This is a genomic window from Glutamicibacter sp. NPDC087344, assembly GCF_044744225.1.
In the GTDB taxonomy this organism is placed as follows: Bacteria; Actinomycetota; Actinomycetes; order Actinomycetales; family Micrococcaceae; genus Glutamicibacter.
In genome coordinates this window covers 1-25760 of record NZ_JBIUXY010000019.1, presented here as the reverse complement: position 1 = coordinate 25760, position 25760 = coordinate 1, and the positions used below count along the sequence as shown (strand labels likewise).

General features: G+C 62.0%; 22 protein-coding genes and 1 tRNA gene. 15 read left to right on the top strand and 8 right to left on the bottom strand.

Features of this window, described 5'->3' with window-relative positions; translation table 11 throughout:
* Positions 1–124: 124 nt before the first annotated feature.
* Together ACIOWL_RS20630 and ACIOWL_RS20625 are read left to right on the top strand one after the other, a co-directional pair.
* Entirely contained in the window at positions 125–382 is a 258-nt protein-coding gene (locus tag ACIOWL_RS20630) for a type B 50S ribosomal protein L31 (protein WP_400389689.1), read from the top strand.
* Between the two features lie 99 nt (positions 383–481).
* Positions 482–1537 carry a biotin/lipoate A/B protein ligase family protein gene (locus ACIOWL_RS20625; RefSeq protein ID WP_400389686.1) on the top strand — a complete coding sequence of 352 codons (1056 nt, stop codon included), beginning with the start codon at positions 482–484 and terminating at the stop codon, positions 1535–1537.
* A 73-nt stretch (positions 1538–1610) separates the two neighbouring features.
* Here the strand turns inward: ACIOWL_RS20625 and pepN are convergent, their stop codons facing one another.
* The gene (pepN, locus tag ACIOWL_RS20620) at positions 1611–4256 is read right to left on the bottom strand and encodes an aminopeptidase N (protein WP_400389683.1); all 2646 of its coding nucleotides are present in this window, start codon (positions 4254–4256) and stop codon (positions 1611–1613) included.
* Between the two features lie 175 nt (positions 4257–4431).
* On the opposite strand from pepN, the gene ACIOWL_RS20615 reads away from it, so the two are divergent.
* On the top strand, positions 4432–4968 hold the full coding sequence (locus ACIOWL_RS20615; protein WP_400389680.1) for a hypothetical protein: 537 nt from the start codon (positions 4432–4434) through the stop codon (positions 4966–4968).
* 23 nt (positions 4969–4991) lie between these two features.
* Here the strand turns inward: ACIOWL_RS20615 and ACIOWL_RS20610 are convergent, their stop codons facing one another.
* Positions 4992–5471, bottom strand: coding sequence for a hypothetical protein (locus tag ACIOWL_RS20610; RefSeq protein WP_400389677.1), 480 nt, complete (start codon positions 5469–5471; stop codon positions 4992–4994).
* 131 nt (positions 5472–5602) lie between these two features.
* Here ACIOWL_RS20610 and ACIOWL_RS20605 point away from each other — a divergent pair, with 131 nt between their 5' ends.
* Complete coding sequence (locus ACIOWL_RS20605; protein ID WP_400389674.1) at positions 5603–6061, top strand: VOC family protein; 459 nt, start codon at positions 5603–5605, stop codon at positions 6059–6061.
* A 41-nt stretch (positions 6062–6102) separates the two neighbouring features.
* On the opposite strand, the gene ACIOWL_RS20600 is transcribed toward ACIOWL_RS20605, so the two are convergent.
* Together ACIOWL_RS20600 and ACIOWL_RS20595 are read right to left on the bottom strand one after the other, a co-directional pair.
* Positions 6103–8124, bottom strand: a complete 2022-nt coding sequence (locus ACIOWL_RS20600; RefSeq protein WP_400389672.1) for an acyl-CoA dehydrogenase — start codon at positions 8122–8124, stop codon at positions 6103–6105.
* Between the two features lie 41 nt (positions 8125–8165).
* Positions 8166–8837: a TetR/AcrR family transcriptional regulator gene (locus ACIOWL_RS20595; protein WP_400389669.1), complete on the bottom strand. Its 672-nt coding sequence runs from the start codon at positions 8835–8837 to the stop codon at positions 8166–8168.
* Between the two features lie 75 nt (positions 8838–8912).
* Between ACIOWL_RS20595 and ACIOWL_RS20590 the strand changes: the two genes are divergently transcribed.
* The 3 genes from ACIOWL_RS20590 to ACIOWL_RS20580 are packed head-to-tail and all read left to right on the top strand — an operon-like array spanning position 8913 to position 12400.
* A complete protein-coding gene (locus ACIOWL_RS20590; RefSeq protein WP_400389667.1) occupies positions 8913–10208 on the top strand; it encodes an acetyl-CoA C-acetyltransferase in 1296 nt (431 codons plus the stop codon).
* The gene (locus ACIOWL_RS20585) at positions 10208–11545 is read left to right on the top strand and encodes a 3-oxoacyl-ACP reductase (RefSeq protein WP_400389665.1); all 1338 of its coding nucleotides are present in this window, start codon (positions 10208–10210) and stop codon (positions 11543–11545) included. The genes ACIOWL_RS20590 and ACIOWL_RS20585 overlap by 1 nt, the downstream gene beginning before the upstream one ends.
* Positions 11546–12400: a MaoC family dehydratase gene (locus ACIOWL_RS20580; protein WP_400389662.1), complete on the top strand. Its 855-nt coding sequence runs from the start codon at positions 11546–11548 to the stop codon at positions 12398–12400.
* A gap of 11 nt (positions 12401–12411) precedes the next feature.
* Here ACIOWL_RS20580 and ACIOWL_RS20575 read toward each other — a convergent pair whose 3' ends face one another.
* Complete coding sequence (locus tag ACIOWL_RS20575; protein WP_400389659.1) at positions 12412–13602, bottom strand: glycosyltransferase; 1191 nt, start codon at positions 13600–13602, stop codon at positions 12412–12414.
* Between the two features lie 62 nt (positions 13603–13664).
* The gene (gene pip / locus ACIOWL_RS20570) at positions 13665–14645 is read right to left on the bottom strand and encodes a prolyl aminopeptidase (protein WP_400389656.1); all 981 of its coding nucleotides are present in this window, start codon (positions 14643–14645) and stop codon (positions 13665–13667) included.
* 281 nt (positions 14646–14926) lie between these two features.
* Here pip and ACIOWL_RS20565 point away from each other — a divergent pair.
* The 3 genes from ACIOWL_RS20565 (at position 14927) to ACIOWL_RS20555 (ending at position 17582) form a co-directional block, all read left to right on the top strand.
* Positions 14927–15011, top strand: a tRNA-Leu gene (locus ACIOWL_RS20565).
* A gap of 525 nt (positions 15012–15536) precedes the next feature.
* Positions 15537–16511 carry an alpha/beta hydrolase gene (locus tag ACIOWL_RS20560; RefSeq protein ID WP_400389653.1) on the top strand — a complete coding sequence of 325 codons (975 nt, stop codon included), beginning with the start codon at positions 15537–15539 and terminating at the stop codon, positions 16509–16511.
* Positions 16512–16562: 51 nt separating this feature from the next.
* Positions 16563–17582, top strand: coding sequence for a hypothetical protein (locus ACIOWL_RS20555; RefSeq protein WP_400389650.1), 1020 nt, complete (start codon positions 16563–16565; stop codon positions 17580–17582).
* A gap of 30 nt (positions 17583–17612) precedes the next feature.
* Here the strand turns inward: ACIOWL_RS20555 and ACIOWL_RS20550 are convergent, their stop codons facing one another.
* Together ACIOWL_RS20550 and ACIOWL_RS20545 are read right to left on the bottom strand one after the other, a co-directional pair.
* Entirely contained in the window at positions 17613–18254 is a 642-nt protein-coding gene (locus ACIOWL_RS20550) for an NADPH-dependent F420 reductase (protein ID WP_400389647.1), read from the bottom strand.
* 112 nt (positions 18255–18366) lie between these two features.
* Complete coding sequence (locus ACIOWL_RS20545; protein WP_400389644.1) at positions 18367–19650, bottom strand: Nramp family divalent metal transporter; 1284 nt, start codon at positions 19648–19650, stop codon at positions 18367–18369.
* Positions 19651–19905: 255 nt separating this feature from the next.
* Here ACIOWL_RS20545 and ACIOWL_RS20540 point away from each other — a divergent pair, with 255 nt between their 5' ends.
* The 5 genes from ACIOWL_RS20540 to ACIOWL_RS20520 all read left to right on the top strand — a co-directional run bounded on the left by ACIOWL_RS20540 (position 19906) and on the right by ACIOWL_RS20520 (position 25545).
* Positions 19906–20571, top strand: a complete 666-nt coding sequence (locus ACIOWL_RS20540) for a response regulator transcription factor (protein ID WP_400389641.1) — start codon at positions 19906–19908, stop codon at positions 20569–20571.
* Positions 20568–22001 carry an ATP-binding protein gene (locus ACIOWL_RS20535; RefSeq protein WP_400389639.1) on the top strand — a complete coding sequence of 478 codons (1434 nt, stop codon included), beginning with the start codon at positions 20568–20570 and terminating at the stop codon, positions 21999–22001. Before ACIOWL_RS20540 ends, ACIOWL_RS20535 begins: the two co-directional genes overlap by 4 nt.
* A 22-nt stretch (positions 22002–22023) precedes the next feature.
* On the top strand, positions 22024–22962 hold the full coding sequence (locus ACIOWL_RS20530; RefSeq protein ID WP_400389636.1) for a TAXI family TRAP transporter solute-binding subunit: 939 nt from the start codon (positions 22024–22026) through the stop codon (positions 22960–22962).
* A 92-nt stretch (positions 22963–23054) separates the two neighbouring features.
* Positions 23055–24365, top strand: coding sequence for a M20/M25/M40 family metallo-hydrolase (locus tag ACIOWL_RS20525; RefSeq protein WP_400389733.1), 1311 nt, complete (start codon positions 23055–23057; stop codon positions 24363–24365).
* Positions 24366–24405: 40 nt separating this feature from the next.
* Positions 24406–25545: an acyl-CoA dehydrogenase family protein gene (locus ACIOWL_RS20520; protein ID WP_400389633.1), complete on the top strand. Its 1140-nt coding sequence runs from the start codon at positions 24406–24408 to the stop codon at positions 25543–25545.
* Positions 25546–25760 lie beyond the last annotated feature (215 nt).

Genomic DNA, 25760 nt, shown 5'->3' with positions numbered 1-25760 from the left:
GCGGTGCGCTAAGATGGAATGTCTGTGTGTTTTGGTTCACCTGGTGGATCGCTGCAGGCAAACTTTTTCCGAGTAATCAGCTGCTGGCAAAATCCAGTGGCCACAAACATAAAGGTGTATAGCTATGAAGGCTGATATTCATCCGCAGTACGGTCCAGTTGTCTTCAACGACCTGGCTTCCGGCGAGAAGTTCCTGACCCGTTCGACCGCTTCCTCGAACAAGACCATCGAGTGGGAAGACGGCAACACCTACCCGGTCATCGACGTCGAAATCTCGGCAGCTTCGCACCCGTTCTACACTGGCAAGCAGCGCATCATGGACACCGCCGGTCGTGTCGAGCGCTTCAACGCTCGCTTCAAGGGCTTCGGCGGCAAGAAGTAATTCTTCGCCTCGCATCAAACGTCGCGGCGTGTTTTCCACTTTGGTGGAAGGCACGCCGCCGTTGTTTTAACCCCAAGTCGGGGGCGATAGAATGGAAAAATGATGCATCACGGTGAATACAAGGTAGTTGGCGGCAAACTGGTTGTAGTGGATCTGGACACCGACGACGGCGTAATTTCCGCGGCATCGCTGAACGGCGACTTTTTCCTTGAACCCGATGAAGCGCTTCAGGATTTGAACGAAGCACTGCTCGGGCTGAGCACCGAGGCAAGTCATGGGACCATTCGTGATGCGGTGGCGCAGAACCTGCGCGAAGGCGCGGTGATGTTCGGGTTCGACGCCGATGCAGTGGCCCGCGTGGTGCGCCGCGCCTTGGGACATGCAACCAAGTGGGAGGATCATCGGTGGCAGGTGATCGGCCCGCAGATCATTCCGGTCGCCGAACAGGTGGCACTCGATGAGGTGCTGACCCGGCAGCTGGCCAAGGGCGAACTTGCGCCGACCCTGCGCTTCTGGGATTGGGATGAATCCGCCGTGGTCATCGGCTCCTTCCAGTCGCTGCGCAACGAGGTGGACAGCGAGCAAGCCGCGCACCATGGAATTAAGGTCGTGCGCCGGATCTCTGGCGGCGGGGCGATGTTCATGGAGGCCGGAAACTGCATCACCTATTCGCTCTACGTCCCTGAATCCCTGGTGGACGGGATGAGTTTTGCGGACTCCTACCCCTTTTTGGATGCGTGGGTCATGGAGGCCCTGGCCAAGCTCGGCATCAACGCGCACTACAAACCGCTGAACGACATTGCGACCCCGACGGGCAAAATCGGCGGTGCTGCACAGAAGCGCCTGGCCAATGGGGCCATGTTGCACCACGTCACGATGAGTTATGACATCGACGCCCAGAAGATGACCCAGGTGCTGCGCATCGGGCGGGAGAAGATCTCCGACAAGGGCATCGCTTCCGCGGTTAAACGGGTGGATCCGCTGAAGTCGCAGACCAAGCTGGCTCGTGCCGAAATCATCGAGGTCATGATGGAGACCTTCGCGCAGCGCACCGGTGCGGTGCGCGCCGAACTTGAGGACGCTTCCCTGCAGGCCGCCAAGGACCTGGCGGCCGCAAAATTCGACACCCAGCAGTGGACCGCCCGCGTGCCCTGAACCACGGCGGATGCGAAAACTCCCCGTAAAACCGGTGCCGATTATTCGGCCCGGGTTCCGGGGAGTTGTCTATTTAGCGGCTGGTGCGGCTGAAGGCCTGGGCATTCAGCGCGCGCTGCAGCGCATCGCGTTCCTCGATCAGGATCCGGCGAAGCGCCTTCGGTGCGCTATCGTGCCTTTCAAGCCAGCTGGTCGCATCGGCTAGCGCGCTGTTCTGCTCTACTGCACCGGCGAGATCCTGATGCATCGGGTACAGTCCCTGGATGACGCGCGTCGCGAACTCCATGCTCATGGTCTCGAACACCGGCTGGATCGCCGCCCAGTACCGCTCTTCGAAGGGGGCCAGCAGCGAGGACGAACCCAGCGAAAAGCCCAGGGCCACGGCAGAGAGTGCATCGTTGGACAGCGCGCCTTGATCATCGCGCGCCATCAGCACGGTATCGAAGGCGTGTTCCTTCACTGCGGGATCCGGCCGGGCGGCCAGCGCGGTGCGTACCGCGTTCAGGGCCACGCTGCTTGGATTGGCCTTGGCCGCCGCCTGCATGCGCTCCTCTGCGGCCGCATCCAGTCGGCCGGAGGCGGCCAGCGCGATATAAGAATCCCAGAGCAGCTGTTCATCCACGGTGACGCTGAACCGGTTCTCACCCTCAGCCAAAAACGCGTCGATCACTTCGCCGGCCACTCCGGCGCGCGCCAGGCGGGCCAGGGTGCGGGCGGTGGTGGTCTGCTGGTCGCTACCCGGCTCGAACTCGGTCAGCCAACCGGTCAGCACCTTGGCCGCACGTTCACGCAACCCGGCACGCAACTCCGGCGCCGCGAAACGTGAGATGGTGGTGGCCAACTGGTCGTTGAGCACCGTGAACACCCCGGCGTCGGTGACGGTGTGCGCGTGCTTCAGGATGGCGCCCACGTAGCTCTGCGCGTCCAGGGTCGCCGAGCGCACCGCATCCCACAACGAGGCCCAGCAGGTGGCTCGCGCCAGCGAATCGGTCAGGCCTCCGAGGTGTTCCAGCAGGCTGGCCTTGGAGGCCGGATCGAAGTCGATCAGCGCGTAGGTTTCATCGCCGTCGTTAGGCAGGATCAGCGCGGGAACCGGCTGGCCGACCAAAAACGGCAGCGGCGCACTGGCCCCGGTCAGCTCCACGGACTGCACCGCGGCGCGGGCCAACGCCCCGTCCTCCAGCGTATACGCGCCAACGGTCAGCACGTGCGGGCGGCAAATTGTTTCGCCGCTGATCGGATCGGTGCCGAACTGGATGAGCTCGGCCTGCGTGATCAGCCCCGCATCGTCAACGCTGTATTGAACACGCAGCTTGGGCACGCCGCTGGTCTTCAGCCAGGCGTCGGCCCATTGGCCCATGTCGCGGCCGCTGGCGGCTTCCAGGGAAGACAGGAAGTCGTCCAAGGTGGTGTTGGAGTAGGCATGGGCGCGGAAGTAGCTGCGGGCGGCGTCGCGGAAGGCATCGGCGCCCACGAAGGCCGCCAGCTGCTTGAGCACACTGGCGCCCTTGGCGTAGGTGATGCCGTCGAAGTTCTGGTCCGCGGCCATCAGGTCGGGAATGTCCGCGACGATCGGGTGGGTGGTCGGCATCTGGTCCGCGACGTAGGCCCAGGCCTTGCGGCGGGCGGCAAACGTGGTCCAGGCGGTGGTGAAGTCGGTGGCCTGGTCATTGGCCAGGGTGCCGATGTAGTCCGCGAAGGACTCCTTGAGCCACAAGTCGTCCCACCATTTCATGGTGACCAGATCGCCGAACCACATGTGCGCCATCTCGTGCATGATGGTGTTGGCGCGCTGCTCGTGCTGCGCCTCGGTAGCGTGCGAGGTGAACACGTAGCGTTCGGTGAAGGTGACCAGGCCCGGGTTTTCCATGGCGCCCAGGTTGTATTCGGGCACAAACGCCGAATCGTACTTGCCCCACGGGTAGGGGTAGTCGAAAAGCTCGTGGAAGTAGGCCAGCCCGCGGCTGGTCAGTTCCAAGATCTCTTCCCCGTCGAAGTGATCGGCCAACGAGGCGCGGCAGGTGGCGGCCAGCTCGATCACCAATTCCTCGCCGTCGGGCAGCTGCTGCACGTGCTCGCCGCGCACCACATGATACGGGCCGGCCAGCACGGCGGTGATGTAGGAGGAGATGCGCGGGGTGGGGGAGCAGACTACCGTTTTGGTACCGTCCTCATGGAAAACTTCGTCCACGATCGGCTGGTTGCTGGCCAGGTGCCAGGCCGCTGGCCCGGTGATCGTGAAACGGTAGCTGGTCTTCAGGTCCGGCTGTTCGAAGCAGGCGAACACGCGGCGTGCCTCGGATGGCTCGAACTGGGTATACAGGTAGGTTTCGGAATCCTGCGGGTCGACGAATCGGTGCAGCCCCTCGCCGGAGCGCGAATAGCTGGCCGCACCGGTGATCTTGACCGTGTTCGGCGCATCGGTGCGCAACCCGGACAGGTAGATGCGGGCGTCGAGCACCGCTTCCTCCAGGTCGATCGGGTTGCCGTTGACCAGGACCTCGGACACGGACTCGTGGATGAAGTCCACAAAGGTCTGCCCGCTGGCGGTGTCGAAGTTCAGTGTTGTCACTGAGGTGAAGCTGGTGGCGTCCTGCGAGGCCGCCTGCGAAAGATCCAGCTGAACCTCGGCGAAGTGCCAGGTGATGTCGGCGGCGCGCAGCGCGGCTTCGTCCCGGCGGAGGTTTTCGTTCGGTGCATAGCGTTCTAGTGTGTCCACCACACCAGCTTAGCTGTGAAGTAAGTCTTTGAGACTACTTGCCGGGCAGAAATTTTGCCCTTCGGCACGGCTGAACGCACCCGGGCCCAGGGTTACGGGCCGAATTGGCCACAGATTCGGCAATTCGCATAGGGTTAAGCACGTCACCGCACGATCACCAGGAACGGGAGTACCAGTGGATACCTTTATCAAGGGACCCTCCAAACGAGATGTAGCCGGCATGAAGGCCGCCCTGGGCGCGGTGGCGGCGGGCGATGTTGTCTCCGTGCTGTATAAAACGGTGCGTTTTGGCAATTTCCTGATCACTGGCCGGGCCCACGCCACGGTGCTCGATGACCTCATGGTCGGCGGGTTGAACGTCGCCGCGGCGAAGAAAAACGACCAGCGCCAGCCGGATAAGGACGTGCGCGCGTTTCCGGCCGAGTTCACCGGCAGTTTCGATCCCGAGGCTATCGCGGTGGGAGAGCTGAAGCACGGGGATTTGGTCCTCGCTTCCTTCAGCCAGGAACCCTATGGCGATTTTGTGATCACCGGAGTGGTTACCGAGGCGGAGAACGACCACTCCTACCTGATGGTCGGCCCCTGGATCCTGCAGACCTCGAACGCCCAGGCTCCGCGCCTGCTTGAGGTGCAGCGGATCGCCACCGCCGGCGCCCACGTGGCCCCGGTGCCCACTCGCCGCGGTCTGGTGGAGGTCGCGGAGCTGGGCTAGAGCGTCTCAGCCGTCAGTACAGTTCAGGTACTACGCTGTTTGCGGCCGAATAGCGCCAGCGCGGCGCCAAGTGAGACCCCGAGCATCACCAGCATCGAGATGAGGGTGAACAACGTTGTGGAGGCGGCGATGCCCCCGATTGCCTGCGGACCGGTTGGTTGCAGGTAGTCGGCATAACGTGCCGGAGTGGACAAGGCCAAGAGCAATCCAAAACGCAGGACAAAGCTCCCCGCGGCCAAGGTCAGCAGGAGAACCAAGAACTTGCGTGCGGGCAATCCCATGGAGATGGTCTCGCCCGGCAACCGCTGGGCGGCCATGATAAACAGGATGGCACCCAGGGTCAGGCAGATAAACTGCGCGAGCATCGAATAGGTGAAGAACAGCGAAAACAAAGCTGTCCCGACACCGAGCCAGGCAAGCTTCCGGGAACGAATCATCTGCGGGTAGGGATTGATTTTTGACCTCATTATTTGGCGGACTTCGAGGATCACCTCTGTTGGCACTAGCCTACTGTCCAATCCGGACTTGGCGCAGCTTCAGGCATGGTGCTGGTGGTGCCGGAAATTCGGCGGGTGTAGCATGAGGCGCATTCAGCTGCGTCCCGTACCTGAAACCCGGTGAAGAAAGAAGAGCCATGAGCCAGGTACCGCTGCCCCAAATTAAGAGGTTCGACCATGTCGGCGTGAGCGTTTCGGATTTGGAAACGGTCACCGAGTTTTTTGTGGACCTCGGGCTAGAGGTCCAGGGCAGCCAGGAAGGCATGGAAGGCGAATTTCTCGAAACGGTCTGCGGCATTCGCGACGCGCGAACCAACATCGTGATGCTTTCGGTACCGGGAACCGAGGTATGCATTGAACTGAGCAGCTTCGACCGGCCCGGCTCCGGGCCGGGGATGCCGCTGGCCATGGCCAACGAGCTGGGACTGCGCAGCCTAGCCTTTGAGGTTCAGGACCTGCCGCTGTTGGTCAGTCGGCTGCAAGAGCGCGGCTACGGGTTGATCGGCGGCATCGGAGAATACCAAGGAGTCTGGTCCATGGCCTACATCCGCGGCCCGGAAGGACTGATCATCGCGCTGGCGCAGCGGCTGGTTTAACGTGCGCAGGCCCCGCCCCTAGGGGACGGGGCCAGAAGGCGCTAGGCCTTGGCGCCGTTTTTGCGCAACGACTTTTCACTGATCGGCGCCTCATCGCTGGCGCGCAGGCGCCGGAAGTATTCCATCGCCTCGTCTTGGCGCTGGGCTTCGACACCGGAGGAGATCTCCGCGCGCAGGTGCTCCTGGGTGTAGCCAAAGGCGTCAACCAGGTCCTGGGCGTGCGGGCGCAGGCGGGCGAGCAGGCGGTTGATGTACTCGGGCAGGGTGCGGGCACGTTGCATGGACAGCCGGCCGTTGGCCAGGAACCAGCCCAGGTCCTCCTCGATCAGGCTCAGCGCGAAGATATCGCGCAGCCAGGTGAGCACCTGGCTGGTGGTGGGGTCCTGGATCTTGGCCAATGCGGCGGTGAACGCTTCCCAGCGCAGCAGCTGGCCGTGATCGCGGGCCGCGGAAATGAGCAGGTCCTGGTTCTCGTTGAAGGCTTTGGCCGCCTTGAGCGGATCCTTGCCGGCACTGCGCAGGGCTCCGGCGACCTCGGCCACCTTTGCATTAATCCGCTCGGTCAGCAGCTCGCGCTGGTGCGCCGGGTCCTTGAAGAAGTTCGCGCTCTTGCGCTCGTCGCTGATGTCGGCGAACGACTGGCCCACACCGCGCAGGCCCGAACGGTGCAACGCGGTGCTGCCAACCTGCTTGGCTACATAGCGGGCCACCGCGCCGGTGTTCAGTTTGCGGAATTCGGAGGCGTAGTCGGTGAGCAGGCGCTTGCCGACCAGCTGCAGCAACACGTTGTTGTCGCCCTCGAAGGTGACGTAGACATCCAGGTCGCTGTAGAGCTGGTTGAAGCGGTTTTTGGCCATGTAGCCCGAGCCGCCGCAGGCCTCGCGGGATTCTTGGATGGTGTCCAGCGCGTCCCAGGTGCTCAGCGGTTTCAGCGCCGCGGCGAGGGTCTCCAGGTCCTGGCGGTCCTCGTCGCTGTCCTCGCGGCCGGAGAACACCGCGTCGAATTTATCCAGCAGGTCATCGTGGGCGAAGGAGGAGGCGTAGGTGCGGGCCACCCGGGTGAGCAGGCGGCGCTGGTGGCGCTGGTAGTCCAGCAGCGTGGTTTCCTCGGTGTCGGAGGTGGAGTTGAACTGGCGGCGCTGGTTCGCGTAGGTTACCGCGATCTGCAAGGCGATCTTCGAGGCGCTGGTGGCGGCCCCGTCCAGCGAGACCCGGCCCTGGACCAGGGTGCCGAGCATGGTGAAAAAGCGGCGCCCGGGGGAAGGGATCGGCGAGGAGTAGCTGCCGTCCGCGGCGACATCGCCGTAGCGGTTGAGCAGGTTGGTGCGCGGCACCCGCACGTTGCTGAAATGCAAGCGGCCGTTGTCGATGCCGTTCAGCCCGCCCTTCAGGCCGTCGTCCTCGCCGCCCACGCCCTGAAGGAACTGCCCGTTCTCGTCGCGGATCGGCACGTAGAAGCAGTGCACACCGTGGTTGACACCCTTGGTGATCAGCTGCGCGAAAACCGTGGCCGCCTTGCCGTGCAGGGCGGCGTTGCCCAAAAATTCCTTCCAGGCGGCCTTGAACGGGGTGTTGATGACAAACTCTTGGCTGTCCTCGTCGTAGGTGGCGGTGGTGGCCACCGCGGCGACGTCCGAGCCGTGGCCGATTTCGGTCATGGCGAAGGCACCGGGGGTTTTCAGGCTCATGGCATCCGGGAGCCACTTGGCATGGTGCGCCGCGGTGCCCAGGTGCAAAATCGCCCCGCCGAACAGGCCCCACTGCACACCGGCCTTGATTTGCAGCGACGGGTCGGCCGCCACCAGCTCCTCGAAGGCGGCCAGCGAACCGCCGTGGTCATCCAGGCCGCCGAACTCGGCAGGGAATGCACGCTGCACGGCCTGTTCCTCAACCAGGATGCCCAGCTGCTCAAGCACCCGGGCGCGGTGCGCATCCATCGGCAGGGAGGGGTCGCGCTGGAGTTCCGGGCGGGCGGCACGGGCCCGCGACGCCTTGCGGATCTGAGCGTAGGGGCCGAGCAGCTGCTCGGCCAGCGTGTTGACGTCGATGCGGTTCTCACTCATGGGGTACCTTTCGTTCACTGCTGAAGGAAGTGACTGGGTTGTTAGTTGCTAGGCCCGGCGATGCCGTAGGCAAGCCAGCTGGTCAGCTCGTCGGCCAGGTTATTCAGGCTTGGTTTGCCGGCCCCCTCGGGCAGGCACAGCCACTGTTCGCCGGCGGCGCGCACCATGCCCAGCGCCGCCCGTGGCCAGAGGCTGATCGCGGAAGACTCGGCGGCCGGAAGTTTGCTCAGCCGCTCGGCGATCAGGGAGCTGACGTCGTCGAAAAAGTCGTTGAGGGCCCCGGCAGAGGCATCCTGGGCGGTATCTGCCGCTGGGCCGGCCAGCGCGGTGTCCCTGGGGGAGGCGGTGACAAAAAAGTAGAGGTTGGGCGAATTGGCCGCCAGCTCCAGGTAGGCGGTCACCATCGCGTGCAGGGCGCTGGCCTCATCGGTTTTGGCCAGGCCGGCGGCGATCACCCGCTGGCGGAAGTCGGTGATGACCAGGGCGCCCAGGGCCTGGCGCAGCCCCTCCTTGTCTCCGAAGTAGCGGTAATAAACCGGTTTGGAGGTGTGGGCGTAGGTCGCGATCTCCTGGATGGAGGCCTGCGGGCCGAGCTTGTGCACCGCCTTGCGGGCGAGCTTGAGCAGCTCCTGGTACCGGGCGGTGCGGTGCGCCTCCCAGCGCGCGGCTCGGCCGTCGGTTGCCGTATCGAATACTTCGGTGATCTTGTTCACGTTACTCACAGTATCATGTACTCTTGGTTACAGTAATACCTGTCACATCAAATTCTCACCAGGAGTCCACCCCAGATGAGCCAGCCTTCAGTGCGCAACGCCGTGATCATCGGCGGCAACCGCATCCCGTTCGCCCGGTCAAACACCGCCTACGTCAACGCCTCCAACCAGGACATGTTCACCGCCGCGCTCGAAGGCCTGGTGGCACGTTTCGGCCTGCAGGGCCAGCGCCTCGGAGCCGTGGCCGGCGGCGCGGTCCTCAAGCATTCGAAGGACTTCAACCTGATCCGCGAGTCGGTGCTGGGCAGCTCACTGGATCCGGCGACCCCGGCCTACGACGTGCAGATGGCCTGCGCGACCGGCATGGAAGCCATCGGCTCGCTGGCCAACAAGATCAAGTTGGGCCAGCTCGAATCCGCGATTGGCGGCGGGGTCGACACCACCTCCGACGCGCCGATCGCGGTATCCGAGGCGCTGCGCGGCATTTTGCTGGAACTCTCCCGGGCCCGGTCGACCAAGGCCAAATTGGCCGCCCTGGCCAAAATCCGCCCCTCCCACCTGGCGCCCAACGCCCCGGGAACCGGCGAACCGCGCACCGGGCTGTCCATGGGCGAGCATCAGGCGCTGACCACCAAAACCTGGAATATCACCCGCCAGGCACAGGACGAATTGGCGTTGGCAAGCCACCTGAACCTGGCCGCCGCCTATGACCGCGGCTTCTTCAACGACCTGGTGACCCCGTTCAAGGGGCTGAGCCGGGACAACAACCTGCGGGCCGACTCGACCCTGGAGAAGCTTGGCAAACTCAAGCCTGCCTTCGGCAAGAACCTCGGTGAGGCCGCCACCATGACCGCCGGAAACTCCACCCCACTGACCGACGGCGCCTCCACGGTGCTGCTGGGCAGCGAGGAGTTCGCGATCGCCAATGATTTGCCGATGCTGGCGAATTTTGTGGACTTCGAAGCGGCCGCCGTGGACTTTGTGCATGGGGCCGAGGGCCTGCTGATGGCGCCGGCCTATGCAACCGCCCGCCTGCTGGAACGCAACAACCTGAGCCTGGGCGACTTCGACTTCTACGAGATCCATGAGGCGTTTGCCGGCACCGTGCTCGCCACGCTGGCCGCCTGGGAGGATGAAGAGTTCTGCCGTGAGAAGCTGTCATTGGATGCGCCGTTGGGTGCGATCGACCGCGGCAAGCTGAACGTGAACGGTTCCTCGCTGGCCGCCGGCCACCCGTTCGCCGCCACCGGCGGGCGCATCATCGCCAGCACCGCCAAGATGCTGGCCGAAAAGGGAAGCGGCCGCGCACTGATTTCGGTGTGCGCCGCCGGAGGCCAAGGAGTTGTCGCAATTGTGGAGGCACGCAGCTAATGGCAGATAAGTACATGGAACTGGTCAACACCGGCATGACCAAAAAGCTCGCGAAGCTTCTTGGTCTGCCCCGTCCGCCACGCTTGCGCCGTTATGGCGAAACCGCGCCGCTGCTGCCGGGCCCGATACTGATTTTGGGAAGCTCGGCCCAGGCGCAACAGCTGAGCGAGACCCTGTTGGAGTGGGACCTTGATGTCCGCCGCCACGATGCGGGGGACACCAAGCTCGGCGGGCTGGTGCTATTGCTTGATGAGCTCACCCACCCCGAACAACTCTCGCCGCTGATGCTTGCCGCCGGTGCGGCCTTGCGCCGGTTGGTGCCAGGGGCCCGCGTCGTCTCGATTTCCCGTCCGGCCCACAGCGCGCAGTCGCCGGCGCAGGCCGCGGTGCGTCAGGGGATCGACGGGGCCATGCGTTCGCTGGGACGCGAAATGCGGGCGGGGGCGACCGCCAATGGGATTGTGCTGCACGATGGCACCAATGCGCTCAGCCCCAGCGCCCTGGCGTCCCTGCGCTTCTTTTTCTCCGGCCGCAGCGCCTATGTCGACGGCCAGTTCCTTTCCGTGCGAACCGGCGATGGGGCGCTCCCGGAAGACTTCCGCAAACCGCTGGCCGGCAAGGTTGCGGTGGTCACCGGGGCCGCGCGGGGTATCGGCGCGGCGATCGCCCGCACCCTGGCCCGCGATGGCGCCCAGCTGGTGGTGGTGGACATGCCGGCCGCCGGCGAGGCGCTGGCCGCGGTGGCCAACCAGATCGGGGCAACCACCCTGCAGCTCGACGTGACCGCCAAGGACGCGGCACAGCAGATCATGGAGCATGCTACTGCTCGGCACGGTTCGCTGGATCTGGTGGTGCACAATGCCGGCATCACCCGCGACAAGCTGCTTGCCAACATGGACGCGGCCCGCTGGGATTCGGTGATCGCGGTGAATATCGCCGCGCAGTTGCGGATGAACGAGGCATTCCTGGCCGCCAAACTGCCCGGGTTGCGTGTGGTGTCCTTGGCCTCGACCTCCGGGATCGCCGGGAACCGCGGGCAGAGCAACTATGCCGCCTCCAAGGGCGGGGTCATCGGGATGGTGCAGGCAAGTGCCGAACTTTTCGCCGCACAGGGCGGGTCCATCACCGCGGTGGCACCAGGATTCATCGAAACGGAGATGACCGCCAAGATTCCGCTGGGCACCCGCACCGTTGCGAGGATGGTGCTGCCTTCCCTGATGCAGGGCGGTTTGCCCCAGGACGTCGCCGAGGCGATCTCCTTCCTCGGATCCGATGCCGCGGCCGGCCTGAACGGGCAGGTGCTGCGGGTGTGCGGTCAGTCGTTGGTGGGGGCCTAGATGGGCGCCGAACTGGTCACCCGGATCCCTGCCATGGGGCAGGTGTATGCCAAGGCGGTCAAGACCCTGGGGCGCAAGGGCAAAAACGCGGTGCTGCCCTCCACGGTGCTGGTGTACCGCGAGGCCGCGGCGGATCCGGCGAAGCTTGATGAATTCCGCCACGCGGTGGGAGCCCCGGCCAATGGGGTGTTGCCGAGCCTGTATGTGCATTCGCTGGTGTTTCCGCTGGCGATGTCCTTGATGCTGCGCGATGATTTCCCGCTGCCGCTCTTGGGCATGATCCACCTGAGCAACCAGGTGCAGGTAAACCAGCCATTGGCCGAGGATGAGGTTTTCGACGTGGAAGTCTCCAGTGAAAACCTGCAGGCCCATGCCAAGGGCGCAACCTGCGATCTGGTGGTGCGCATCGTGGTAGCCGGGGTGGACCGGATGCAACTGCGCAGCACCTTTTTGGCCAAGGGGGTGGAACTTCCCGGTGCCGCCGCGCCCAAGGTGGTGCACGAGGATTTTCAGCCACCGCAGCGCACCGCGGCGTGGAAACTCGACGCCGGCACCGGGCGGCGCTGGGCCGCCGTCGCGGGGGACTACAACCCGATTCACCTCTGCGCGATGAGCGCCAAGGTGTTGGGCATGCCACGGGCCATCGCCCACGGTATCTATCTGGCCGCCCGCGCACTTTCGGGCATCGAGCCGGCGGCGGGAGATTACAGCTGGCGGATCGAGTTCAAAACCCCGGTGGTTCTGCCGGCCAGTGTGGACCTGGCCTTCACACGCACGCAGACCGGGTATTCGGTGAATGCGTGGAACCCTCGCAAGGCAAAACCGCACTTCGAGTTAACCCTGCAGCAGGGCTAGGTGGTGTTCGCCTAGCTCGCCAGCGCGCTGTGTGCCATACGGTAGCTGGCGAGCGAGGCCACCGCCGCCCGTTCCCAAGTGAACTCGCCGGAATGTTCCAGGGCCGCGTGTCCGGCCTGGGTGACAAGTTGCGGGTTCTGCGCGAGTTCAACCAGTTTTTGCGCCCACAGCTGCGGGTCCGGCTCCGGCATCAGCCAGCCGGAATATCCATCGCTTACCGCGTAACTCAGCCCGCCCACCGCGTTGGCCAGCACCGGCGTGCCGCAGGCCTGGGCCTCGGCGGCCACCAGCCCAAAGGTTTCAGACAGCGAGGGCACGGCAACAACGTCCGCGTTGGCGAAGACGGTAGCCAGCTGCGAGGGTTTCAGCGGGTCGAAAAAGCGCACCAGATCCGTGAGGTTCTCGCGCCGCACCAGCTGCCGCAAATCGTAGTCGGCGCTGCCAGACAACGCCCCGAATAAGGAGGCGGTCACCCGGAGCTCGGGGTGCTGGCGCCGGGCAATACCCATCGCCTCGAGCATTACATGCGCACCCTTCAGCGGCTGCAGGCGCCCGGCATACACCAGATGCAGGTCATCGGGACCCAGCGGGCGGCAGAGTTTGTCCTGCTCGGGATGGAAAATGCGGTGGTTCACTCCGGGCAGCACCACATCGAGTTTGTGGTGCTCCACCTGGTAAAAACGGGCGAGCTGGCGTGCCTCCACGGGAGTATTGGCAATGATGCGCGCGGCCTGCGAAAGCAGCTGCCTTTCAGCTTCCTTGCGCGGCCCGGGCTCGGGCAGCCCGGATTCGAACTCCTTCGCGGCCGCCGAGGTATGCATCGAGAGGATCAGCGGGGCGTCGAATTCCCTGGACAGCTCCAACCCCACCAAACCCGAAAGCCAGTAATGGGCGTGGATGATATCGAAGGCCAACCCCCGCAGATGCGCTGAGATCGCGCTCACCGCCGGATCGATGATCCCCGGAAGCTCTTCCTTGCTCAGCTGCTGATGAGCCGCGATCTGCACCTGATGCATCCACACACCCTCAGCCACCTGAAGCGACTCGGAGTCCTCGGCGGTGCGGGTGATCATGTGCACCTCGTGTCCCAGCGCACCCAGTGCGAAGGACAGGTTTTGGATGTAGACATTCATGCCACCGGCATCGCCCGACCCCGGCTGTTGCATGGGGGAGGTGTGCAGGGAGAGCATGGCAATGCGCATCGGAAGACTCCGGGTTTTCTATTCAACGTACCGGGCGGGAAAACGGCCCACCCCTGATGCTATCAACTGAGCCAGCCGAGCATGGTGTTGGCCGCCGCGTCCCAATGGGCGATCATCGCTTCGCCGCCGTGCCCGTCGTTTTCGCAAATCATCAGCTGCGAGTGGGGCCAGCGGTGATGCAACTCCCAGGCGGTGCGCAACGGGCTCGATATATCCTGCCGGCCATGGATCAAAATTGCTGGAATATGCTCGATCAACTCCATGCGCTCTAACAACGGCGGGTCGCTAAATCCAGCATGCGACCAAAAATGGGTTGTCAGCCTGGTGAATGCAAGGCGGAACCGCTCATCATCCCACCGTGGATCACGTTCCACGGCCTCTTGTCCGATGCTGATGTGGGTATCCTCCCAGGTAGCCCACGCCTGCGAAGCTGCGGCGCGCAACTGATCGTCAGATGAATCCAGCAGGTCAGCGTAGGCCTGAACGATCCGGCCATTCCCACGGGCATACGAGGGATGGTGGATTTCTGCGAAGCTGGCGAATTCATCCCATGCTTCGGGGAATATCGCACCGACCGATTCGGTGATCCATTGAATTTCGGCTTCGCTGCTAGTGGTCACCGCGAAAAGCACCATACCGGTGACCCGATCCGGGTGCGACTGAGCGTAGGCCAGCGCGAGTGTGCATCCCCAGGACACCCCATTCAGGGCCCAACGTTCGATTCCCAGGGTCTCTCGGAGCTCTTCGATGTCGTTGATGAGGCGGGCGGTTGTAAAGTCCGAGAGCGGTGTCAACGGATCAGCCGCAGAGGGAACCGAACGGCCGCAACCTCGTTGCTCGAAACCGATCAGGTTGGTCCGCGCCAGATCCCAGCGTTGCCGGTAACCGCTGGCTCCCAGCGTTCCGCCGGGCCCGCCGTGCAGGTAGAGCACCGGGTGCCCCTGGGGATTTCCCCATTGCTCCCAGTACATGCGATGGCCGTCGGTGAGCTGAAGCATGCCGGTGGAGTCGGGTTCAAGAGGTGTATCGGGGTGAGGGGACATGATGCGCGCTCCTGAGCCTGAAAGGGCGGTGTATTGATGGAACTGTTGAAAGCCTACGTCCAAGTGGGCTGAAAAGCCGTAAATTCGATAAAGTTGTTGTGACGCTTGACACGAATTCACCTCAAAGTTCCTGAAACTTCCTACTCAAGGGCGAATTTTCCGCGAATTTCCGGGAAATTTGAGAACTTTCGGGTGGCGGGTGCCCGATTGGTGTTCATTCGCGAGCGGTGGTAAAGTTTTACTTCGTTGCCAGCGATAACAACGCGAACAACAGACAACCTGCGCGGGTGGCGGAATAGGTAGACGCGCCAGCTTGAGGTGCTGGTCCTCGAATAGAGGGTAGGGGTTCAAGTCCCCTTTCGCGCACAGGTAGATCCCCGGTTGACTTCGGTCAACCGGGGATTTTTTCGTACCCATGTTGACAGGAATGGCAAAAATGTTGACACGCGTTGACACGGTTAGTGACTGGCCAGCCCCGCAACACCGAAAAACTCTGCAATCAGCTAGCGAATGTAGCTGGCCTTTAGCCCTCGAAGCTGCCCCATCCTCGGCAAGAGAGTGGGGCAGCTTCGGCAACTCACTGGATTGGTAGAGGAACCTCGCGGTGGTTCGAAACGCCCCAAACACTGAATCCGCCACGATCATTGGCGCGCCGCCGATCGCCCTGATCTTGAACCTGCACACCGCTCGAGCAATCATTTGGCCTAGGCAGATCCCGGGCCGGAGGCGTTCATTCCCGCACCCACCGCGCGTCTGGCGGGTTGGGCGGGTGAAAGTTGCACCGATTGGCGGTTCACAGGCTTTTGGACCCGCGAGAGCATTGAGAATGACAGCGAGGCTCGGATCCTAGAAGCCTCATCACGCAGGTAGTAATTGGTGGAGGACAGAATCATGACGATCGTACGACCAGCACACGACCCGGAACTGGATGCGGCCCTGGAGATCATTCTGCAAAGCATGCCGGTGGGAACCATGAACGAGGAAACGGTGCTTGCAATGCGTGATGCAAATCTGGAGCTGATGCCCGGACTGGCTGAGGATGAGCTAGCCGCACTGGGGATCATCCGCCGGGAACTTGAAATTCCGGTGTACGAAGGCGCGCTGGTGAAAGTCTCCGTCTTCGCCCGCAGTGACCACGCAGGCACCGGCCCTGGAATCTACCACGTAAATGGCGGCGGCATGATCACCGGTCATCGCCTGCTCGGCATCCAGCAGTGCCTGCCGTGGATTGTCGAACATGATGCGGTGGTGCTCACCGTTGAATACCGATTGGCCCCTGAGTTCCCCGATCCATACCCGGTGGAGGATAGCTATGCAGGCCTGGTCTGGATGCATGCTAATGCCCCGCAGCTTGGTATTGATCCCGCGCAGATCTTGATCGCTGGTGCGAGCGCCGGCGGCGGACTTTCTGCAGGTACCGCACTGTTGGCTAGGGATAGGAAGGGGCCGGCGCTGGTGGGTCAAGTGTTGATGTGCCCGATGCTCGATGACCGCGACGAGTCGGCCTCGACAGAGCAAATCACAGAAAATTCAACCTGGACCAGGGACAGTAATCGTTACGGGTGGTCGAGCCTGCTGGGGGAGCGAAAGGGCGGTGAGAACGTCTCGATCTACGCGGCACCTGCTCGTGCTGAGGATCTTTCGGGGCTGCCGCCGACCTACATCGACTGCGGCAGCGCGGAGGTTTTCCGTGATGAAGATGTCGCGTATGCCTCAAAATTGTGGGAAGCGGGCATTGATGCGGAACTTCATGTGTGGGCCGGAGGATTCCACGGTTTCGACATGATGGCCCCTCATGCGGCGGTAAGCCAGGCCGCCATCGCAGCGCGGGACTCATGGGTGGCAAGGCATATCGGTCGTCGTTGAGCCTAGGCAGCCGCGCGGTCTACCATGAGGTACTTGAATAACGGAGGGTAGATGCGCGAATTGCTTGGAAGGCTCACGGCCCTTGACCCCGAGGCCGGTGAAGCGCTCAAAGTCATCAGCTATTTTGATGCGCTCACCGCCCGCGGGGTCGGGATAGGTGGATTGCTCAGGGCCTCTGCCGTTCTGTCCGGGACAACCGCTGGGGCAGAGCTTTCCGGGCGTAGCACCGCTTATGGACCCGACGGGAAACGTGTCACCCTCACACCGGGCGCCTCCTCGCGCCTCCTGCAGCGGTTCGACGGGGGAACAGTCTGGTTGGACCGCCTCGGCCCGGCCCATGCAAATGACGCGCTGCTTCTGGAGAGGCTTGCCCTGGCTATCGAGGCAGTTGAAGCCAGTGGGACGCAGCCCCATGAAATGGAAACGATTATTGATGCACACAGTCCGTTGGACGAAAGGCTTGCGGCCCTGGCGAGATTGAGGATTTCGCCATCTGAGCAGCTTCGCCTGGTTGCCAGCAGTCAACGGTTCGAAGCCAGTAGTTCGCTGACCGGCTTGATCCCCACTACCTACGGCAACCTTTACATCAAGCTTGAACTGCGTCGTTTAGCCGCACGTGAATCACATCCTGCGCATCCCCTGCCCCAAGCTGGTCCAGGGGATAGCGAGCAGCAACGAATGGGTTTTGGCACGTGGGTTCGCGCAGATGGAGCGCCGGAGTCCTGGGAAGCAGCCGTCATTGCCTATCGTCTGCTGGGCGACGGTGAACAGCGCGTCCTGGATGCGACTGAACTGGGCGCCATGCTCATTCTTGCGCGGGCCTACGACCCCGCCAAACCACACGCAGATGTCCTGGCGGTGGCGAACCTGGATCCGGTGAGCCAAAAAATACTCCGAGCCCTGGTTGACGCCGACAGCATCCGCGCCGCGGCCGCTAAACTCTCGATGCACCATTCAACGCTTCAATCCCGCCATGAAAGCCTGAGCACCCAGCTGGGCTACGACCCGCGCTCGAATATGGGCCGCATGCGCTACACGACGGCCGAGCTGCTGTATCGGCTCGGCGAGTAGCTCCAGCACGCGGGGAGCTTGCCGGATGGCTCAGAGCCGAAGCCCAGCCAGTGCGCGCAGCCCGTGCGCGTCGAGCACCTCGTTGAAGATCGGCCCTTCTGGTTCCAGCACACCTCCGGCGGCTAGATTGGGCAGAACCACCGGGTCGAAACCAAGTGTTCGCACCAGCTTCGCCACAACCTGGGCGGCTTTCGCGTCATTAGAAGCAACCCCGAGGGCGCGCTGGGCGCTGCGGCGCGATGCCTTGTCGGCGTCCAGGTCCCAATGGCTGATGTGATTCAGGCCCTTGACCACGCGGCAGCCCGGGAACCGTTGGGCGATGACCTCGCTGCTTGAAAGGTTCGTATCCAGGGCATCTTGGAACCAGTCCGGCAGCGGCTCATCATCCCAACGGTTGGTGGCATCCACCAGGATGACCCCGTCGAGGGAGCTGGGGTCGATGTCATCCAGGTCTTCCTGCGGAACCATCAGCACCACCAGCTCAACACCGTCGGCAATTTCTTCCGCCGGCACCGCTACGGCTTTGTTGGCGTACTGCGCCAGGTGGTACTTCATCATGCCAGGTGCCCGGCTGGAGGCGATCTGCACCTCAATACCTTCGGCCGCGGCAACACGTGCCAATGCGGTTCCGGCCCGGCCAGCTCCCAGAATTCCGATGCGTTTTGTATCCATAGGTTTATTCTCGGGCTTGCCCGCGCCTGATGCCCAATCACGCGACCCGCGGGTTAAGAAGCCGTCGAGCCACGCTTGGGGGCGCGTGGCTCGAGAGCTGGTCGGGAGGTTATTAACCGCTGAAAAGCGGTGAGAGCGACTTGTAGAGCTGCTGTCCGCCAAGAATGATAAACAGGATTGCGGTCACGGCCAGCGCGCCGTTGGTGTGCCAGCGGTTGGCCCATTGTTTGGGGATTCGTTTGCCGTTGAGCAAACCCAACAGCGTAACAGCCATGAACGGCATAAACAGGGCGCCGAGCACACCATAGGCCAGGATCAACGCGATCGGCTGATCGAGCAAAAACAGCACCATTGGCGGGAAGGTCAGCCAGAGCACGTAGAACTTGAAGTACTTTCCGCCGGTCATGGTGTCCGGGTGGCCGGCAGGCTTTTTGCGCATGTGCCCCCAGAAATCGGCGAACATCAACGAGACACCATTCCAGACGCCGATGATCGAGGAGAAGGAGGCCGCCCAGAAGCCAAGCAGGAAGCCGTTGCCCACCACCACGCCGTATCGCTCGCGCAGCACATCGGCCAGTTCCAGCAGGCCCTTGTCGCCACCGGAAATCGCAACGCCCGCGGCGCGGACCACCTCGGCTCCGACGATCAGCATGGCGATCACGAAGATGCCGGTCATGACATAGGCCATGGTGTTGTCAATGCGCATGACCCGCATCCACTTGGGGGTGTACCAGCCTTTTTCACGCAGCCAGTAACCATAGGCCGCCAGGGTGATGGTTCCGCCGACACCGCCGGCCAGGGCCAGGGTGTAGACCACTCCGCCTTCGGGGATCATCGGGATCAGCCCGGTGAACATCTGCGGGATATTAGGTGCGGCGATCACCGCTAGTCCAACCACGGTGATGAACATGATTCCGACCAGCACCGCGGTGACTTTCTCAAAAAAGCTGTACTTGCCGAACCAGACCATGGCGAAACCGATCAGGCCCATCAGCACCGCCCAGATTTTCAGGTCGATGGCCGGGAACAACGCCGCCAACGGCATGGCGGCCGAGCTCATGGCGGTGGCGCCGTAAACAAAACCCCAGATGATGATGTACGGCCCGAAGTACCAGGTGGTCCAGCGCCCCAGTGATTTCCAGCCTTCAAAAATGGTTTTGCCGGTGGCCAAGGTGTACCGGCCGGCGCCTTCAACCAACACGATTTTCAAGATGACACCGAGAATCACCGCCCACAGCAGTGCATAGCCGTACTGGCTTCCCGCTACGAGCGTGGCAACCATGTCGGCCGCGCCCACGCCGGTCGCCGCGACAACCAGTCCGGGGCCAACAATTTTCCATTTCGGCGGTGATCCGCCGTCCAGATCGGCATGAGTCGATCGTGTATCTTCTGACATGTGGGCCAGTCCTTTACGCGTGTGGATCAATTCCGGTTTCTGAACCGGAACCTCGGTCAGCCGCTGCGAGTGAAGTTCATCGTTGAATGGTCGCGGGCTGCAAGAACGTTTCCAATCTAGGAGTGATGCGGGTTACGGCCAAGCGGATCGGGAAGAACTAACACTTCCTTAGGAAAGCGAGTGACCCACGGAACACCCAAGCTCGCCGGCTGTTAGAATGAACCAATTCACCCCCCACCGAGCTGAGGAATCTGCGTGCAATTGATGGTCGTCGAAGATGACGATGCGGTGGCAGCGGCACTAGTCGACGCCGTTCAGGCCGCTGGGCACGAAGCCTGCCGGGTGGTGCGCGGAACCGATGCGTTGCTTCAACATCAGCGGGCCCAACTCATTCTGCTGGACTTGGGACTGCCGGATATGGACGGGCTGGAGGTGCTGCGCAAGCTTCGCCAGGTTACCGAGGTGCCCATAGTGATTCTCACCGCGCGCAATGATGAACGCAGCGTGGTGCGCGGGCTGCGGCAAGGCGCCGACGACTACCTTGTGAAGCCGATCGGGCTGGCTGTACTTCTGGCGCGAATCGACGCGGTGGCACGGCGCTCCAAGGCAGCTGCACCCGATACGGGTATTGTCAGCGTCGGAGACCTGCAGGTGGACACCGGAAAACGCGAGGCAACCCAGGCTGGCCGCGAATTAGGGCTCACCGCTAAGGAGTTCGACCTGCTGGCGTTGCTGGCGCAACACGCCGGATCTGTTGTCACCCGTGAACAGATTTTGGATTCGCTGTGGGGAGATGCGTTTATGGCGGTCTCGCGTTCGCTGGATGTCCACCTGACCGGATTGCGTGCCAAACTCGATCGACCGGGCATGATCGTCAATGTCCGGGGTGTTGGCTACCGTATCGAGGCAGTGATTGAGTGAGGCTGCGGGTCCTGGGTGTGCTCGGCTCGCTGCTGTGCTTGATCGCTATCATCCTCAGCCTGCTGCTGTTGCAAAGCATCAGCCGCAACACCACCCAAGATGTCCAGCTGAGCAGGCTCGCCGCGGTCAACCGCTTTGTCGAGCTGAGCACATACGTCCAGGATGCAACGGATCGCCAAGAGCTGCAGTTGGAGATGGAAGCATACTCGGACTTGTTTGACGAGGGTTTGCTGATCAGCGTTGGAGCCTTGCGGTTCAGCTCCGGGGGAATCGACCCGCTTGATGCTGAAGTGATCGATGTGCAGCGCCGCGCCGCGTTGAACCTGGACCAAGCCGAGATTCCGCGGATTAGCCCGTTTTCGAAAGGCTCCGCGCTGATCTCGCGGCCCTTCGGAAATTCCACCCAGGTGCTGGGCTCGGTAATTATGGAGGTCAACCTCGACGCGGCGCGGTCGCAGATCCTCAAGAGCTGGGTCATCGTGGTCTTGGTGACCTCAAGTGTGTGCGCTGGGCTGCTGCTGATGGCCGAAAGGCTGTCAGCCTGGGTGCTGCGTCCAATTTCGCGGTTGGCCGAGGGGGTCAGCAAGCTGGCCGCCACGCAGACACCGACTACGCTGCAAGAAGCGGGCCCGCCAGAACTGCGCGCTCTCTCGCGGTCATTCGACCAGATGGCGCAGAGCGTTACCGACAGTTTGAATCAGCAACGTGAACTTATTGCCGAAACTTCTCACCAGTTGCGCAATCCCATTGCCGCTTTGCGGTTGCGTGTAGATTTGCTCAAAATGCGCCTGGGCGAACAACCGCACCAGGGTGGGGTCGCCGAGGTTGAGCGGGAACTTGAACGGGTTGAGCTGCTGCTGGACGGGGTTTTGAGATTGGCGAGCGCCGAGCATCGGCTGTCGGAACGCAGCGCACACAACATGGCGGCGCCCGCCTCTGGTCTGGAACCTGTGATCCCCGCTCAGTTGCTGACCGATGAAGTCGAACGGCACATCGAGAGATCACGAGAAACCGGTACTGTCCTTTCCTTGGATCTGAGTTTCCCGGAAAGCCGAACCGCACAGGTCGATTGCAATGGCTTTGAACTGAGGCAGATCATTTCCGAAATTCTGGAGAACACCTTCAAGTACGCACCCGGTCAGCCTGTCGACCTATCGATCGAGGTTCACGCCGCCACGGTGGACCTGGTGATTCTCGATCACGGCCCCGGTTTGTCCGACACCCAGCTGTCTATCGTGAGAGACAGGTTCTGGCGCGCCGAGGAATCGCGGCAGCTGCCAGGCACCGGCCTGGGCATGGCGATCGTCGACCGTCTGGTGCGAGCCAACGGAGGAGAGTTGTTCTTGGCATCGCCGCCGGGCGGCGGGTTGAGTGTGGTCATCCGCCTGGTGAAAGCGTTGGGTAGCGACGTCGAGGGTTCACATGCCTAGGGAAGTTTCGAGGCGGACCGTGATGGGTTATCTAATCACCGCGCCCTTGGCCCTCGCCCTACCTGCCACGGTGTCTGGATGCAGTGCACGGCCGAGTGTTCCCAGGCTTGATGTTGCCGCTGGTGAAAGCGGTGGCATGTATTTTGAATTCGCCACCTTGCTCTCTCAAGCATTGGTCAGTGAGAGGATCGCGGAACAGTCCAGCGTCTTGCAGACCGAAGCCAGCGCGCAGAATCTGCACCTGCTTGCCGAAAACCAGTCGCTGTTGTCCTTGGCGCTGGCCGATGCCGTCGACCAGTACCGTTCCGAATCCAACGACGCAGAACCGTTAGCGCTAGGTCGCGTCTACCAAAACTATTTTCACGCTCTGGTCCGCGCAGATTCTTCGATACATCAGGTCAGCGATCTGGCCGGTTCACGTTTGGGAACTGGTGCGCCTGGTTCGGGCACCTGGATCACTGGACAACGCATCTTGCAGATGGCCGGGCTGAAGGCTGAGGGGAAAATCCCGAAGGAAACTAAGCTGGGATACACCGACGGGCTCGCTGCGCTTGAAGCGGCTGAGGTAGATGCCTTGTTCCTCTTCGGCGGCATGCCCGTAGGCGCGATTTCCGATCTGGCTGCTCGGATTGAGCTGCGTTTGCTTGATTTATCGATGGTGCTCAGCGGATTGCGATTACGTTATCCCGGGCTTTATGACCGGGTCGTCATTCCCGCTGGCACGTACCCCGGGGTCGGCGAAGTGCAAAGTATCGGGGTCGGCAATTTGCTGATGGCCCAGGCCGGTCTACCGGACCAGGTCGCGGGCGAGGTGGTGCGGCTGCTTGTTGACCAGGCGCACGAACTGATTCCGCAAAACAGTGCGGGTATTCAGTACCTGACCGCACAGAGCCTGATCAGTACTGCTGGGCAGCCACTTCATCCCGGGGCGCGGGAGGCCTACCGGCAGCTTCATGGGTAGGCTGACGTGGTGTCCTACGTCGAATGGAGCCATTGGCGCACTACTGTTGGACTCATAAGTGCCCGTTCGCGAGAGGAAGATCTTCCATGTCGATGCCTGAAGCTCTGGAACTGATGGAGAATGAAGCGGTTGAAATCTGCCGCCGACTAATCCAGATTGACACCACGAACTATGGCGGCAATAAAGGGGCCGGCGAGTTAGAAGCGGCCCGGTATGTGGTCTCGCTGCTCGAAGAAGTTGGGCTGGACCCTCAGATCTATGAGTCTGCCCCGGGGCGGGCGAACGTGGTGGTGCGCTTGAAGGGGACCGACAGTTCCTTGCCAGCCCTGGTGGTGCATGGACATCTGGACGTTGTTCCGGCGATCGCCGAGGACTGGAGTGTTGATCCGTTCGCGGCACAGGTCATCGACGGCATGATCTGGGGTCGTGGCGCGGTGGATATGAAGAACATGGATGCGATGATCATCGCTTCGGTTCGGCATCTATGCAGGGAACGGATCTCCCCGCCGCGTGACCTTGTGATTGCACTTTTCGCCGATGAAGAGGCCGGTGGAGACTACGGTGCCGGGTGGATGGTTGAACATCACCCCGAACTGTTCGCGGGTGCCACCGAAGCCATTAGCGAGGTCGGCGGATTCTCGGTGGAAATCAACGGTCGCCGCGCCTACATGCTGCAGACCGCTGAAAAGGGCATCGCCTGGATGAAGCTGACGGCCCACGGTACGGCCGGCCACGGCTCGCAAATCAACACTGAAAACCCGGTGACTCGACTCGCCGACGCGGTGTCTCGGATCGGTGGCCACTCATGGCCGTTGTCGTACACCAAAACCACACGGGCGTTGCTTGAAAACGTTGCAGAGTTGGCCGGTCTTGAATTCGATGAGCAGAATCCCGCTCCGCTGCTCGAAGCCATGGGAAACGTATCGCGGTTTGTTGGCGCAACACTCCAAAACACCGCCAACCCCTCGGGGCTTGAAGCAGGTTACAAGCACAATGTGATCCCGGGCCATGCCGAAGCATTGATCGATTGCCGGACACTTCCCGATGAGCATGAGCAAACGCTCGAGAAGATCAAGGAACTTGCCGGTGAGCACGTGGAGCTGTCCATGGTTCACGAGCAGGATTCGCTTGAAGTACCGTTCGCCGGGTCGCTGGTGGACTCGATGGTTGAATCGTTGCTGGCCGAAGACCCCGATGCAGTTGTTCTTCCCTACATGCTTTCCGGCGGAACCGACAACAAGTGGCTGGCCAAACTCGGGATCACCGGTTATGGATTCGCCCCCTTGCAGCTTCCGGCCGAACTTGATTTCACCGGGATGTTCCACGGCGTTGATGAGCGGGTTCCAGTTTCATCGATCAAATTTGGTGTTCGCGTGCTCGAAAACTTGTTACGCAGTTACTAAAAGCCTGAAATCTATACATCTGAAGCTCAGGAGGAAATTCTTGTCCATTAATACCGTGCTCAGCGACGAGTTGCTTGAGCGATTCCGCCAGCGTGCCGCCGTTTACGATACTGAAAACAAGTTCGCGGAGGAAGACTTTCAAGAACTCGCTGCGGCTGGGTATCTCAGGGCACTGATTCCGGTTGAACACGGTGGTCTCGGATGGGATTTTCAGCAACTTGCCCTCGCTCAGCGCAGGCTCGCCACGGCAGCTCCGGCCACCGCACTGGCCGTTAACATGCATCAGGTCTGGACCGGCGTGGCGCACCTGTTGGCGGCGCGCGGCGATCGTCGCCTGGATATGGTCATGGATTGGGTGGCCAAGGGCGAAGTGATGGCGTTCGGGATTTCGGAGCCTGGGAATGACTCGGTACTGTTTGATTCCAAAACCAGTGCGGTGACCCATTCGGATGGTTCGGTGTCTTTCACGGGAACCAAGATTTTCACGTCCCTCTCACCGGCCTACACACGTTTGGGAATCTTCGGCAAGGACACAGTGTCCGGAGAACTGGTTCACGGATTTGTTGAACGTGGTTCTGGTGTTACCTCCTTGGGTGATTGGGATACGTTGGGCATGCGGGCCAGCCAATCGCACACCACCAAGTTGGAAGCGGCGACTGCGCCGGAGGCGTGGGTGCACAGCAGGCTTCCGGTTGGCCCGAATCCGGATCTGTTGATCTTTGGGATTTTTGCTTCCTTTTTGACCCTGACTGCCAGCGTTTACGTGGGCATCGCTGAACGCGCCGTTGAACTTGGGCGCGACTCGCTATCGAAACGAGTTCATCATGATGGGCTGAAATATTCTCAAGATGTTCGAGCTCGCGGAATCTTGGCCGATGCCGCAATGCGCCTGTTGAGCCTTGACGCATTGCAGCGCTCGGTCGCCGGTGATCTTGAATCCGGTGCCGACCACGGAGCTGCGTGGTTCCCTAAACTCGTGACCCTGCGTACGCTCGCGGGGCAGCACGCCAGGGAGAATGTCCAAGCTGCCGGTGAGCTGCTTGGCGGTGGATCCTATTTCAAGGGCAGTGAATTCGAAAGACTCTACCGAGATGTTCAAGCAAGCTGGTACCACCCCTCCAACGCCGCCTCGGCAGCGAATACGGTGGCCAGTTGGCTGGTAGGCCCGTTGGAGTCGTGACGCGCGTCAGGCAGCAAAACGGCATAGAAGCTGCCGAGTTGCTGCCTGACGGTACGGTTTATGAAGTTATTTCTTGGCTGACTTTTTGCGACTAGGAGGTTTTTTCACCGGAACCGGTGGAATAGGAGTCTTCTGCATACCAAGAATCTGCTCCAGGCGTATCAATCCAACCAAGGGCGGACTGGTGGAGGAATATTCGATTCCCGAGGTCGGGC

What these genes read in the sequence shown, in the direction of transcription:
- ACIOWL_RS20630 (WP_400389689.1), top strand. Translation starts at nt 125, where the DNA reads ATGAAGGCTGATATTCATCCGCAGTACGGTCCAGTTGTCTTCAACGAC.
- ACIOWL_RS20625 (WP_400389686.1), top strand. Translation starts at nt 482, where the DNA reads ATGATGCATCACGGTGAATACAAGGTAGTTGGCGGCAAACTGGTTGTA.
- ACIOWL_RS20605 (WP_400389674.1), top strand. Translation starts at nt 5,603, where the DNA reads ATGAGCCAGGTACCGCTGCCCCAAATTAAGAGGTTCGACCATGTCGGC.
- ACIOWL_RS20600 (WP_400389672.1), bottom strand. Translation starts at nt 8,124, where the DNA reads ATGAGTGAGAACCGCATCGACGTCAACACGCTGGCCGAGCAGCTGCTC.
- ACIOWL_RS20590 (WP_400389667.1), top strand. Translation starts at nt 8,913, where the DNA reads ATGAGCCAGCCTTCAGTGCGCAACGCCGTGATCATCGGCGGCAACCGC.
- ACIOWL_RS20585 (WP_400389665.1), top strand. Translation starts at nt 10,208, where the DNA reads ATGGCAGATAAGTACATGGAACTGGTCAACACCGGCATGACCAAAAAG.
- ACIOWL_RS20580 (WP_400389662.1), top strand. Translation starts at nt 11,546, where the DNA reads ATGGGCGCCGAACTGGTCACCCGGATCCCTGCCATGGGGCAGGTGTAT.
- ACIOWL_RS20575 (WP_400389659.1), bottom strand. Translation starts at nt 13,602, where the DNA reads ATGCGCATTGCCATGCTCTCCCTGCACACCTCCCCCATGCAACAGCCG.
- pip (WP_400389656.1), bottom strand. Translation starts at nt 14,645, where the DNA reads ATGTCCCCTCACCCCGATACACCTCTTGAACCCGACTCCACCGGCATG.
- ACIOWL_RS20560 (WP_400389653.1), top strand. Translation starts at nt 15,537, where the DNA reads ATGACGATCGTACGACCAGCACACGACCCGGAACTGGATGCGGCCCTG.
- ACIOWL_RS20555 (WP_400389650.1), top strand. Translation starts at nt 16,563, where the DNA reads ATGCGCGAATTGCTTGGAAGGCTCACGGCCCTTGACCCCGAGGCCGGT.
- ACIOWL_RS20550 (WP_400389647.1), bottom strand. Translation starts at nt 18,254, where the DNA reads ATGGATACAAAACGCATCGGAATTCTGGGAGCTGGCCGGGCCGGAACC.
- ACIOWL_RS20545 (WP_400389644.1), bottom strand. Translation starts at nt 19,650, where the DNA reads ATGTCAGAAGATACACGATCGACTCATGCCGATCTGGACGGCGGATCA.
- ACIOWL_RS20530 (WP_400389636.1), top strand. Translation starts at nt 22,024, where the DNA reads ATGGGTTATCTAATCACCGCGCCCTTGGCCCTCGCCCTACCTGCCACG.
- ACIOWL_RS20525 (WP_400389733.1), top strand. Translation starts at nt 23,055, where the DNA reads ATGCCTGAAGCTCTGGAACTGATGGAGAATGAAGCGGTTGAAATCTGC.